Annotated in this window: 13 protein-coding genes; 8 read left to right on the top strand and 5 right to left on the bottom strand. The window is 73.0% G+C overall.

Going from position 1 to position 12,152, the window contains the following annotated elements; genetic code table 11:
* The first annotated feature begins 125 nt into the window (after positions 1-125).
* Positions 126-710, top strand: a complete 585-nt coding sequence (locus ACZ6JT_RS10355; RefSeq protein ID WP_030650093.1) for a biotin transporter BioY — start codon at positions 126-128, stop codon at positions 708-710.
* 85 nt (positions 711-795) lie between these two features.
* Here ACZ6JT_RS10355 and ACZ6JT_RS10350 read toward each other — a convergent pair whose 3' ends face one another.
* On the bottom strand, positions 796-2,232 hold the full coding sequence (locus ACZ6JT_RS10350) for an amino acid permease (RefSeq protein ID WP_469209032.1): 1,437 nt from the start codon (positions 2,230-2,232) through the stop codon (positions 796-798).
* Between the two features lie 219 nt (positions 2,233-2,451).
* Here ACZ6JT_RS10350 and ACZ6JT_RS10345 point away from each other — a divergent pair, with 219 nt between their 5' ends.
* Together ACZ6JT_RS10345 and ACZ6JT_RS10340 are read left to right on the top strand one after the other, a co-directional pair.
* Entirely contained in the window at positions 2,452-2,937 is a 486-nt protein-coding gene (locus ACZ6JT_RS10345; protein ID WP_365477135.1) for a ribose-5-phosphate isomerase, read from the top strand.
* 68 nt (positions 2,938-3,005) lie between these two features.
* The gene (locus tag ACZ6JT_RS10340) at positions 3,006-3,812 is read left to right on the top strand and encodes an Fpg/Nei family DNA glycosylase (protein WP_469209031.1); all 807 of its coding nucleotides are present in this window, start codon (positions 3,006-3,008) and stop codon (positions 3,810-3,812) included.
* A 13-nt stretch (positions 3,813-3,825) separates the two neighbouring features.
* Here ACZ6JT_RS10340 and ACZ6JT_RS10335 read toward each other — a convergent pair whose 3' ends face one another.
* Complete coding sequence (locus ACZ6JT_RS10335) at positions 3,826-5,061, bottom strand: GNAT family N-acetyltransferase (RefSeq protein WP_469209030.1); 1,236 nt, start codon at positions 5,059-5,061, stop codon at positions 3,826-3,828.
* Between the two features lie 117 nt (positions 5,062-5,178).
* Here ACZ6JT_RS10335 and ACZ6JT_RS10330 point away from each other — a divergent pair, with 117 nt between their 5' ends.
* Positions 5,179-6,321, top strand: coding sequence for a SpoIIE family protein phosphatase (locus ACZ6JT_RS10330; RefSeq protein ID WP_469209029.1), 1,143 nt, complete (start codon positions 5,179-5,181; stop codon positions 6,319-6,321).
* Between the two features lie 134 nt (positions 6,322-6,455).
* Positions 6,456-7,271 carry an ABC transporter ATP-binding protein gene (locus ACZ6JT_RS10325; protein WP_469209028.1) on the top strand — a complete coding sequence of 272 codons (816 nt, stop codon included), beginning with the start codon at positions 6,456-6,458 and terminating at the stop codon, positions 7,269-7,271.
* A gap of 476 nt (positions 7,272-7,747) precedes the next feature.
* Here ACZ6JT_RS10325 and ACZ6JT_RS10320 read toward each other — a convergent pair whose 3' ends face one another.
* A complete protein-coding gene (locus tag ACZ6JT_RS10320) occupies positions 7,748-8,356 on the bottom strand; it encodes an AAA family ATPase (protein WP_469209620.1) in 609 nt (202 codons plus the stop codon).
* A complete protein-coding gene (locus tag ACZ6JT_RS10315; RefSeq protein WP_469209027.1) occupies positions 8,353-8,775 on the bottom strand; it encodes a DUF4232 domain-containing protein in 423 nt (140 codons plus the stop codon). Before ACZ6JT_RS10315 ends, ACZ6JT_RS10320 begins: the two co-directional genes overlap by 4 nt.
* 421 nt (positions 8,776-9,196) lie before the next feature.
* Here ACZ6JT_RS10315 and ACZ6JT_RS10310 point away from each other — a divergent pair, with 421 nt between their 5' ends.
* From ACZ6JT_RS10310 to ACZ6JT_RS10300, 3 genes are all read left to right on the top strand, one after another.
* Positions 9,197-10,609 carry a pyridoxal phosphate-dependent decarboxylase family protein gene (locus ACZ6JT_RS10310; RefSeq protein WP_469209026.1) on the top strand — a complete coding sequence of 471 codons (1,413 nt, stop codon included), beginning with the start codon at positions 9,197-9,199 and terminating at the stop codon, positions 10,607-10,609.
* Entirely contained in the window at positions 10,606-11,061 is a 456-nt protein-coding gene (locus tag ACZ6JT_RS10305; RefSeq protein WP_469209025.1) for an HD domain-containing protein, read from the top strand. Before ACZ6JT_RS10310 ends, ACZ6JT_RS10305 begins: the two co-directional genes overlap by 4 nt.
* A gap of 176 nt (positions 11,062-11,237) precedes the next feature.
* Positions 11,238-11,432 carry a membrane protein gene (locus ACZ6JT_RS10300; RefSeq protein ID WP_030008564.1) on the top strand — a complete coding sequence of 65 codons (195 nt, stop codon included), beginning with the start codon at positions 11,238-11,240 and terminating at the stop codon, positions 11,430-11,432.
* Here ACZ6JT_RS10300 and ACZ6JT_RS10295 read toward each other — a convergent pair.
* Entirely contained in the window at positions 11,422-11,931 is a 510-nt protein-coding gene (locus tag ACZ6JT_RS10295) for a hypothetical protein (protein WP_469209024.1), read from the bottom strand. The genes ACZ6JT_RS10300 and ACZ6JT_RS10295 overlap by 11 nt on opposite strands.
* Positions 11,932-12,152 lie beyond the last annotated feature (221 nt).

Here is a 12,152-nt window from a genome sequence, read left to right as displayed (position 1 = left end):
GGGCTTTGTCCGGTCCCCACCAATGGGGGGAGCGGGGCTTTGTTCCGGGCGGCGGTGGGGCGGCCCCGGGCCGCGCACTAACGTCGGTGATCGTCCCCACCCCCACCACCTCGCGGAGCCCCCTCATGAGCACTGCTTCCGTCTCCCTCCGGCCCGGCGCCGTCCTCGCCGACCTGCTGCCCGCGAGCCGCGTGCGCGACATCGCGCTCGTCGTCGGCGGCGCCGCCCTGACCGGGATCGCCGCGCAGATCGCGGTGCCCGTCCCCGGCTCCCCGGTCCCCGTCACGGGCCAGACCTTCGCCGCGCTGCTCGTCGGCACCGCATTCGGCGCCCGCCGCGGCTTCCTCTCGCTGGCGCTGTACGCCCTCGTCGGGATGGCAGGCGTGCCGTGGTTCGCGGGCGGCACCTCCGGCGCCGGCGGCGCCTCCTTCGGCTACGTCCTCGGCATGCTGCTCGCCGCCACGGTCGTCGGCGCCCTCGCGCGGCGCGGCGCCGACCGCTCGGTCCTGCGTACGGCCGGCACGATGGTGCTCGGCTCCGCGGTGATCTACGCGGTGGGCGTGCCGTACCTCATGGCCGCCACCGGGATGTCCCTGAGCGCCGCCGTCGCGGCGGGCCTGACCCCGTTCCTGATCGGCGACGCCCTCAAGGCGGCCCTCGCGATGGGCGCCCTGCCGGCCGCCTGGAAGCTGGTGGGCCGCCGCGGCTGACGCCGCCCCCCCGTATCGGCCGGAGCCCGGCCCGCCTGACGAGGCGGGCCGGGCTCCGGCGTGCGTACGGGGTTTCTCCGGGCTGTCAGCCCTGGACGGCGGCGCGCTTGCGGCGGAAGTCCAGGACCACACCGACGAGCACGACGACACCGGCGACCAGCGTGGACAGGGTGACGACCTCGCGGTTGGCGTCGTCCACGAACATGTAGCCGATCACGAACATGATCAGTGCGGCGGTGGCCCAGGTCAGCCACGGGAAGAGCCACATCTTCACGGTCAGCTTCTCCGGGGCCTCGCGGACCAGGATCCCGCGCATCCGCAGCTGGGTGAAGCAGATCACCAGCCAGACGAAGAGCGCGATGGCACCCGAGGAGTTCAGGAGGAAGTTGAAGACCGTGTCCTTGAACGCGTAGTTGAAGTAGACGGCGACGAAGCCGAAGACCGTGGAGCCGAGGATCGCGGCCACCGGGACGCCCCGGGAGTTGACCTTGGCGAACGCCTTGGGGGCGTCGCCGCGCTCACCGAGCGAGAAGGCCATGCGGGAGGCGGTGTAGAGGCCCGAGTTCAGGCAGGACAGCACGGCGGTCAGGACGATGACCTCCATGATCGTGCCGGCGTGCGCGATGCCGATCGAGTCCAGGGCGGCGACGTACGAGCCCTTCTCGGTGATCGACTTGTCGTTCCACGGGAGCAGGGTCAGCACGATGAAGATCGAGCCCAGGTAGAAGACGCCGATCCGCCAGATGACGGAGTTGGTGGCCTGCGTGACCGCCTTGCGGGGGTTCTCCGACTCGCCGGCCGCCAGGGTGACGATCTCGCTGCCCATGAAGGAGAAGACGACCATCAGCACACCGGTGAGGACCGCGCCGTAGCCGTTGGGGAAGAAGCCCCCGGCGTCGGTCAGGTGCGCGAAGCCCGCGCCCGGGTTGTCCGAGCCCGGCAGCAGGCCGAAGACGGCCAGCATGCCGACGATCACGAAGGCGCCGATGGCGACGACCTTGATGCCCGCGAACCAGAACTCGAACTCACCGTAGGAGGCGACCGAGCCGAGGTTGGTGGCGGTCAGGACCGCCATCACGATCAGCGCCCAGCCCCACTGCGGGACGGCCGGGATCCAGCTCTCCAGGATGGCGGCACCGGCGGTGGCCTCCACGGCGAGCACGACGACCCAGAAGAACCAGTAGAGCCAGCCGATGGAGAAGCCGGCCCAGCGGCCGAGCGCGCGGTCGGCGTAGGCGGAGAAGGAGCCCGAGTTCGGACTGGCGGCCGCCATCTCGCCCAGCATCCGCATCACGAAGACGACCATCGCGCCGACCAGCGCGTAGGAGATCAGGATGGCGGGACCGGCCTTGGCGATACCGCCACCGGAGCCGACGAAGAGACCGGCGCCGATGACGCCGCCGATGGCGATCATGGACAGGTGGCGGTTCTTGAGACCGGCCTTCAGACCGTCGGAGGGCTGGCCCTCACCGGAGTTACCGGTGGGGTTGCCTTCCTTCTGGAGGGTCGTCGTGGAGCTCATGGACGGATCCTTAGGTTCTCGGGTTGCGAGCCCCGGCATTCAAACCTGAGATGAACGCAGGACGGAAGACCTCAATCCGGATCGTTGCCTTTGGAGGAACGTCCGGGACCGACGTCCCGCCGTGTCCCATCTGCGCTCTTTGGGTTTACTTGAGCTTTAGAAGTGACTTACGCGACACCCCCTGCGGGCCGTCGGAGCCCTTCGTGCCACACTCGTCCCATGCGCGTGTACCTCGGATCCGACCATGCCGGCTTTGAGCTCAAGAACCACCTGGTGGACTGGCTCAAGAACAACGGCCACGAGCCCGTCGACTGCGGGCCCCACATCTACGACGAGGTCGACGACTACCCGCCGTTCTGCCTGCGTGCCGCCGAGCGGACCGCCGCGGACGAGGGCAGCCTCGGCATCGTGATCGGCGGCTCCGGCAACGGCGAGCAGATCGCCGCCAACAAGGTCAAGGGCATCCGCGCCATCCTCGCGTGGAGCGTCCAGACCGCCGAGCTGGGCCGCGAGCACAACAACGCCAACGTCATCTCCGTCGGCGGCCGCATGCACACCCAGGACGAGGTCGTCAGCTTCATCGACACCTTCCTGAAGACCCCGTACTCCGGGGCGGAGCGGCACACCCGCCGCATCGACATGCTCACCGCCTACGAGCAGACCGGCGAGCTGCCCCCCATCCCGGCCCACCACCCGCAGGGCTGATCCCGCTTCCGGCCGTGCCGCTCCCTGCGGGGGTGGCACGGCCGTTTCGTTCTTCTCAGGAGTCCGCCGTGCCCGAGGGGCATACGATCCACCGCCTCGCCCAGGACCACACCGAGCGGTTCGCCGCCCGCCCGGTCCGCGTGAGCAGCCCCCAGGGCCGCTTCGCCGAGAGCGCGGCCCTGCTCGACGGGCGCGCACTGGAGGGCGCGGAGGCGCACGGCAAGCACCTCTTCCTCGAACTGGGCGACGCCTGGATCCACATCCACCTCGGACTCTTCGGCAAGCTCGGCTTCGGCCCCGCCCCGGCCCCGCCCGCGACCGACACGGTCCGGCTGCGCCTGGTGAACGAGGAGCACTACGCCGACCTGCGCGGACCCACCGCCTGCGCACTGATCGGCGAGGGCGAGAAGAAGGCGATACACGAACGGCTCGGCCCCGACCCGCTGCGCCCGGACGACGACCCCGAGCGGGCCTGGAAGCGGATCTCCCGCTCCCGCACCACCGTCGCCGCCCTGCTGATGGACCAGAGGATCGTCGCGGGCGTCGGCAACGTCTACCGCGCCGAGGTCCTCTTCCGGCACGGCATCGACCCGTACCGCGCGGGCAGGGACCTCACCCGCGCCGAATGGGACGCCATGTGGACGGACCTGGCCGCCCTGATGCGCGAGGGCGTACGGAACAACCGCATCGACACCGTCCGCGACGAGCACCTGCCCGAGGCGATGGGCCGGCCGCCGCGCGTGGACGACCACGGCGGCGAGGTCTACGTCTACCGCAGGGCCCACCTGCCCTGCCACATCTGCGGAAGCGAGATCCGCACCGCCGATCTCGCCGCCCGCAACCTCTTCTGGTGCCCGACCTGCCAGCAGCGCTAGAGCCGCCCCGGTACTAGAACCCGTGCGGGAGCCAGGGGGCCACGTCCCCGGCGAAGGCGCGCGAGGCCTCCGTCAGCGGGCCCGGACGCAGCTCGCGCACGAAGCCGGCCGCGGCGAGCGAGGCGAGGGTGAACCCGCCCAGGTACGCCGACCCGAGCTCCCGGACCGACAGCTCCAGGTCCGCCGGCTCCCCGGTCCGCGTGCAGCGGGCGGCGCCCTTGGCGTCGGCGACCAGCCGCCACCGCCCCGCGTTCCACGGGCAGAAGGCGTCCCCGACCTCCAGGACCACGTCCATCGGAGCCCCGTACGTCCGCGCCTCCAACGCCGCCGCCAGGTCCACCAGCCGCAGGTGCAGCGAGTCCCGGACCCGCGCCTGCGACCGACGCACGTCCGTGACCAGGTGCAGCACCGGATCGTCCACCGGCCGCCGCGACGCCCGTACGCTCCAGGTCAGGTCGATCGAGAAGAGGTAGCGCCACAACGCCGCGTACGCCGCCGGATCCAGCGCGTCGAGGTCGCTCACCTCGACCTTGCCGTCCGAACCGGACCGGCTCCAGTCGGCCCTCACCCGGTAGCGCGCGTACCCGACCACCTCGCCGTCCGCCCGCTCGGCGACCACGCACTTCAGCGGTGACGCGCCGGAACGCGAGTCGGCCGGGTCCAGCAGCGGCTGCGCCTCCCAGCCCGGCTGCCGGGCCGGCATGCCCGGCCGCCGCGGGACCAGCGCCGCGTACACCCGCTCGCAGTCGGCCAGCGCCGCCGACGGGTCGACGAGGCGCAGCCGCACCTCGTCCGTGCCCGGCGGCACGGAAAGCCGTACCCGGGTCGTGTCGACGTCCACGTCCAGGGCGTACGTCGCGGTGCCGTAGCCGAACCGTCCGTAGATCGCCGGATCCGAGGCCGTCAGCACGGCGATCGGCTCGCCACCCGCCCGTATGTCGTCCAGCTGCCGCCGCATCAGGGAGCCGAGCACCCCGCGCCGGCGGTGGGTGGGGGAGACGCCCACCATCGTCACCCCGGCCGCGGGGACGACCGCCCCGCCCGGCACCGAGACGCGGAAGCTGAACGCACCGGCCGAGCCGACGCACGTGGCGCCGTCCCAGACACCGAGCGAGCGCTCCGCCTCCGTCAGCGACTTGTAGAGGTTCCGCTCTTCGGGGGACTCGGGCACACCGCCGAACGCCAGTTCCAGGTGGTCGTACCAGACATCCCACTCATCAGCCTGTAATACGCGCATCTCAAGAGCCATACGGCCATCCCTATCAGGGCGATCCGTCCCGGTCGAAGTGTTTTCCGGCGCCGACGGGCCCCCGGTCCGGGGGTACCCCTGCGCATCCACAGCCAGGATGGATAAGGTCCCGAAGCAATGGCCGGAGCACGCGTGGAATCCCTCATGGCCCGGATGCGCATGCTGTCGCACCGGGGCCGCACCGCCCTGCGCAAATCCGCGGTCGACTACTTCCGCGGCGACGCCTCGGACTGGCTCGCCTTCGCCATGCTGCTCCTCACCGTCCCCGCCATCGCCTGCGGCACGATGATGCTGCCCGTCTGGTTCTCGCCCTCGGCGCTCGTCCTGCCGATCGTGGCCGGCGGACTGCTGCTGCGCCCCGCCAGCCTCCTCGGCCTGTACGCCGCCTCCGCGGCCGCCCTGATCGTCGAGGCCCTCGTACTCGGCCCCTACACCCAGGGCCCGGCCCGCGTCACCCCCGGAACCGTCCTCGTCGTCGCCGCCTGCGGGTTCTTCGGACTGGTCATCGCCCAGTTCCGCAGCCGCGTCGGCGTGCCCTGGCGACGCGGCGGCACCATGCTCTTCGACCTGCGCGAACGGATCCGCGTCCAGAGCAAACTGCCCGCCCTGCCGCGCGGCTGGCACCGCGAGATGGCCCTGCGCCCCGCCGGCGGCCAGTCCTTCTCCGGCGACTTCGTCGTCGCCGCCCGCACCAACGGCGGCCGCACCCTGGAAGTCGTCCTCACCGACGTCTCCGGCAAGGGCATGGAGGCCGGCTCCCGCGCCCTCCTCCTCTCCGGTGCCTTCGGCGGACTCCTCGGCGCCCTGCCCCCGCACGGCTTCCTGCCCGCCGCCAACGGCTACCTGCTCCGCCAGGACTGGGACGAGGGCTTCGCCACCTCCATCCACCTCGTCCTCGACCTGCAGACCGGCGACTACGAACTCCTCTCGGCCGGCCACCTCCCCGCCCTCCAGCTCTGCGCCGGCACCGGCCGCTGGCAGGAGAAGTCCGGCGAGGGCCCGCTGCTCGGCGTCTACGACGGCGCCGAATTCACCCCCGCCCGCGGCAACCTCCGCCCCGGCGACGTCCTCATGCTCTTCACCGACGGCCTCGTCGAGACCTCCGACCGCGAGATCAGCGAGGGCATCGACCGCCTCACCGGCGAGGCCGACCGCTACGTCGCCGCCGGCTGGGAGGGCGCCGCCTGGCACCTCATCGAGAAGGTCGCCAAGGACGTCAACGACGACCGCGCCCTGCTCCTCATCCGCCGCTCCGCCTGAACGGGGTGGGGTTTGCGCCGGGTGGGGTTTGCCCCACCCCCGGTGCGCCGGGCCGCGCCATGGCCGGCCTCCCCTGGTCGTCCGTAGCGTCGCAACCACGATCAAGGCGAGGCGACGACGAAGGGCGGCACGGCATGGGACTGCGACGGAGCGGGCGGCGGCGACACGACAGCACGCGGAGCGGCTACGGCGAACCGGCCGTGGAACTGCGCGGCGTACGACGCGCGTACGGCCGGGGAGCCGCCACCGTCCACGCACTGCGCGGGATCGACCTCAGCCTGCCGCGCGGCAGCTTCACCGCCGTGATGGGCCCCTCCGGCTCCGGCAAGTCCACCTTCCTGCAGTGCGCCGCCGGACTCGACCTGCCCACCGAGGGCTCCGTCCGCCTCGGCGGCACCGAGATCACCGGCATGAACGAGAACGAGCTCACCGAGCTCCGCCGCAGCCGCCTCGGCTTCGTCTTCCAGGCCTTCAACCTGCTGCCGTCGCTGACCGTCGAGCAGAACGTGCTGCTCCCGATGCGTCTCGCCGGCGGCCGGTCCGCACACCAGGGCCGGGCCCGCGCCGCCGACCTGCTCGCCCGCGTAGGCCTGGAGGGCAAGGGCGGTCGGCGCCCCGCCGAACTGTCCGGCGGCCAACAGCAGCGCGTGGCCCTCGCCCGGGCCCTCGTCACCCGGCCCGACGTGATCTTCGCCGACGAACCCACCGGAGCCCTCGACCCCACCACCGCGGCGGAGGTCCTGGGGCTGCTGCGGACCTTCGTCGACTCCCTCGACGCCACCGTCGTCATGGTCACCCACGACCCGGCCGCCGCCGCCCACGCCGACCAGGTGCTCTTCCTGGCCGACGGCCTCATCGCAGCCCACCTCCCCCGCAGCCCCGCCACCACGATCGCCGCCCGCATGACGACCCTCACGCGGGCCGGTGCCGTTGCTCCTGCGGCGGCCTAGCCGATCGGCTGCGCCGGTCGGCTGCGCCGCTTGGGCGGGGTCGGGGTGGGGGTCGGTTGGGCCGGGGCGTCTCCTCGGGCGCCGGACGTGACGAGGGATCGGAAAGCTCGGCCCCGATGCGTTCGGCCCCCTGCGGGGATCACCCCGACACCCACCCACCCCCACCCCAACCGCCCCGGCTCGCCGCACAAATTCACCCTCGCCGGCGTTTGAGGCGCGGGGCCCGGGGCGGAGCCCCGATCTTCAAGCCGCACGCTCCAGCTGCGCCGCACCACTCCAGCCTCCGCCGCAGCAATCCAGCCCCTCCGGCGTTTGAGGAGCGGGGTGCGGGGCGGAGCCCCGGTCTTTGAGCCGCACGCTCCAGCTGGCCCGCACCACTCCGGCCTCCGCCGCACCAATTCAGCCTCGCCGGCGTTTGAGGCGCGGGGCGGAGCCCCGATCCCACGGCCCCGCCGCGACACCGGCAAACAGACGACCTAGTCGAAGCGGATGTGCCGCACCCCGATCACCGCACGCCGAATCCGCCCCCGCAACACCCCATCGGTGTTCGCGACCAGCTCCAGCCCCGCCGAGGCGGCAACCCGCTCGGCGACCTCCGACACGGCCAGCCGGTCGGTGGTCACGTGCTGCGCGAACTCGGGCGCCCGCAGCGCCTCCAGGCACCCGTCCAGCCGCGCCACCGCGAAGCTGTCCCGCTTCAGCCCGCGCCCGCGCCCCAGCCCCCGCTCCCGCAACCGCCGCAGCACCGTCTCCCGCTGGGCCAGCAGCGCGAAATGCCGTACGTCGTGCCCCTGTTCGCGCAGCCGCCCCACCGTCTGCGCGAAATAGGCCGGCTCCGTGACCGTCATCGGCACCAGCACCACGCCCGGATGCCGCCGCGCCGCGAGATCCAGCACCTCGAACACCCCCTGGCGCCAAGCCGGAAGGTCCTGGAAGTCGCCGCGCAGCGCGGGCGGCAGCATCCGGTGCAGCCCGAACCCGACGTGCTCGGGATCGCACACGACGCTTCCCGGTAGCCGCCGGTGCACCTCGTACGCCGTCTGCGTCTTGCCGCCCCCGAAGGGCCCGTTCAGCCAGATGATCACCGGGCCGCCGCCGTCCACGGTCCGATCCCCAGCTTGCCGGTGTTCCCGAGGTCGAACGGCCGGGCCAGCCGGAGCCACAACCGGGGCGCTCCGGGGCGAGGCGCGATCTCGAGCACCGGCACCGTCGTGGCCGTCACCGTCGCGTCGGTGACGAGGTTGCGCCACACCACCCACCACGACGCGGCCTGGCCCGGCGCCAGCGTCACCCGTGCCGGCGCCGCGTCGACGTTCGGCACGCCCGTGGTGATCCCCTCCGCGCCGTGCTCCACCGTGACCTCCAGCGGATCGTTGCGGCTGTCCCGCAGCGACACCTCCGGGTAGCCCTCCAGCACGTAGGGCTCCGTACCGCAGTTGACCAGCTGGAAGCCCTCCACCCGGAGGCCCATCGCCGCGTCCCCGCCCGTCTCGACGAGCCGCACCCCGCCCTCGGGGCACTTGTCGTCAGGCGCGGGGGAGTTCCGGTTCGGCCGCGCCTCCGTTCCCTGCGGCGTGGGCCTGACCTGCGGCCCGGAGGTCGGCCCCGGTGCCGCCGATGGCGCCGGCGGCGTACTGCACCCCGCCAACACCCCCGCGACGACCACGCCCCCGACAACGCCACCCACCCACCGCTTCGCGACCATCCGCCGACCCTACGACGCCCCACCCCCCAATCCGGCCTGCTCGGCCCGGCCCCCCCGGCCCCCCGGCCAGCCCGGCCAGCCCCCCCCCCCCCCCCCGCGGGGCCGGCGCGCGGGCCGGGGCCCGCAGTTCGGGCGGCGGGGGCCCGGTGCGGCGGTGGGTGGGCCAATGCGTGCGGATTGGCCCGCCCCGGCAGGGGCGCGGCGCGCCTACCGTGCCCCCATGGACCGCACGCTCGCCGCCGATCTCGCCCGGCTCCCCGACCTGCTCGACGCCACCCGCCGCGCCGCCGCCGAGGCCCTCGGGTCCCTGGACGTGCGTCCCGTCGTACCGCCCGTCGTACCGCCCGGCGGTCAGCCCCTCGGCCCCGGCTCCGGCCCCGCGCCCCTCCCCGAGCAGGGGACCGGCACGGGCGCCGCCCTCGCGGCCTTCCGTGCGCGCTGGGAGCCGCGGCTCTCGGCCTCCGCCGGCCCCCGCTACCTCGGCTTCGTCACCGGCGGAGCCACCCCCGCCGCCCTCGCCGGGGACTGGCTCACCGCCGCCTACGACCAGAACTCCAACTCCGCCCTCGACGGCGCCGGCCAGGACCTCGAACGCGAGACCGTCGGCTGGCTGCGCGAGCTCTTCCACCTCTCCGCCGTCCACACCGGCACCTTCGTCAGCGGCGCCACCATGTCCAACACCACCGGCCTCGCCATCGCCCGCGAATGGCTCGGCGAACGCCTCGGCGTCTCCCCGGCCGATGACGGCGCCGCCGCCCTCGGCCCGGTCCGCGTGCTCTCCGGCGCCCCGCACTCCTCGATCGGCAAGGCCCTCTCGGTCCTCGGCCTGGGCCGCCGCTCCCTCGTCACGGTCCCGACCCTGCCCGGCCGCGAGGCCGTGGACCCGGCCGCCCTGGACCGCGCGCTCGCCGACACCCCCGGCCCGGCCGTGGTCGTCGCCAACGCGGGCACCGTCAACACCGTCGACTTCGATGACCTCCCCGCCATCGCCGCCCTGCGCGAACGCCACGACTTCTGGTTGCACACCGACGCCGCGTTCGGCGCCTTCGCCGCCCTGTCCCCGGACCACGCGCACCTCGCCGCCGGCCTCGACGCCTCCGACTCCCTCTGCGTCGACCTGCACAAGTGGCTCAACGTCCCCTACGACAGCGCCGTCCAGTTCACCCGCCGCCAAGACCTCCAGGCCCGCGTCTTCCAGAACTCCGCCGCCTACCTCGGCCCCCTCGGCGACCACCCCGACCTCGTCCACCTCACCCCCGAGAACTCCCACCGGCTGCGCGCCCTCGCCGCCTGGTTCACGCTCCGCGCGTACGGCCGCCAAGGCCACCGCGAGATCGTCGAACGCGACATCGCCTGCGCCCGCGCCCTGGGCGCCGCGCTGGAGGAGGACCCGGCCTTCACCCTCCTCGCCCCGGTCCGCCTCAACGTCGTCTGCTTCACCCTCGCCGCCGATCCCACCCCCGCCCGGCTGACCGCCCTGCGCGAGGCCGCGGCCGCCGAGGTCTTCGTCACCCCGACCGTCTACGGTGGAACTCCCGCCCTGCGCGCCGCGTTCTCCAACTGGCGTACCACGCAGGCGGACGTACGCCGGGCCGTCGAGGCCCTCGGCACAGCAGCGAGGGAGATCGCATGACCAGCCGTCCCCTGACACTCGTGGAGGTCGAGGCCCTGGCGCGCACGGCGCACGAGGGCCAGACCGACAAGGCCGGCCGGCCGTACGCCGAGCACCTCGCGGCCGTCGCCGAGGGGGTCCGCCTGCGCGGCGGCACCCCCGAACAGCAGGCGGCGGCCTGGCTCCACGACGCGATCGAGGACGAGGCCCTCAGCCTCACCTGGCTTGCTTCCGCCGCCCTGCCGCAGCACGTGAAGGACATGGTCCTCGCGGTCACCAAGCGCCCCGGCGAACCGGTCGAGCAGTACACGGCCCGGATCCTCGCCACCCCCGGCGCCCTCCTCGTCAAGGAGGCCGACCTGGCGCACAACGCCGACCCCGTACGTCTCTCCGTACTGGACGGCCCCACGCGCGAGCGGCTGTCCGCGAAGTACGCGTATGTCCGGTCCTTGCTCGGTCTCACCACCCCTTGACCCGGGCCCCGCGCCCGAAACATGCCCCGCGCACATGTGGTTGGCGGAAACGGAACCACGGCGATTCGCCACGGGGCGGATAGCCGGGGCCGGTTGGTGGGAGGATGGTCCATGTGGGGGTGTGCGCGGCCGTGCGCCCCGGGCCGACCAGGGGACGACCGAAGGTGTGATCAGTAGTGGCCATTTCGCTGTCAGTGGTGGTTCTGTTGGCGGTCATCCTGGTGGTGCTGATCCGCGGCAACCACATCAAGACGGGCCCCGCCATCGTCGCGGCCCTCTTCGGTTTCTTCCTGGCGTCCAGCTCGATCGCGGACGACGTGAACCGTTTCCTCAACTCCCTCGCGACGATGATCGCCAACATCAAGCTCTGAGCCGCCCGGCCACCCCTGCCCGTCCCCCGCCGCGATGGCCGGGGCTCAGCAGCGTGGCAGCCGCGGTGATGAAGGCGGCGGACGCTTCCTTGGCCTCGCGCCGCCGCGCGTCCAGCTCGGCCCTGTCGGTGGCCTTCCGCAGCGCGTACGTGGCATCCGCGGCCACCTGGGCGGGGCCGGCCAGCTCGGGGACCAGGACCTGAAGACGGACGTGGGGCGCGGTGATCGCCGCCCGGGTGTCGTGGGACCTCGTCTGAGCCTCCAGCCGGTGTTCGGCGCCGGCCTCGGTCATGGTCAGCCGCTCCCGATGGAACATAGCCGAGCGGTGCGCGTCCAGGGCGGCCGCGAAGTCGGTGACGGCGCCGAGCTGGTCCCGGCGGTGGCTGACGGCGCGCTCCTCGGCGCGCGCGGTGCGTGCCGAACGGTGCTGGAGGAGTCCGGCGGTCAGGGCGCCGGCGAGGGTACCGAGTACGGCGACGACGGAAGGCCATAGGGACATCGGGTGCGGGATCCTCTCGGGTGGTCTGTTCCGGCGGTGAGGCCGCTGGAGGAGGTCGGCACAGGAAGCCGATCGAACCTCAGGGCCACGCCAGCCGGCACAGTCGATTCCCCAGTTCGCCGATCGGATGGACGGCCAAGGGCACGGCATCCCGGTCCGTCACGGATCGGCATCGTCGCACATGGCTCAACTCGCCTTGCAAAAACGGCACTTGACCGATC

The organism is Streptomyces sp. NPDC046308 (assembly GCF_055588065.1).
This window is presented reverse-complemented; position numbering and strand designations above follow the sequence as displayed.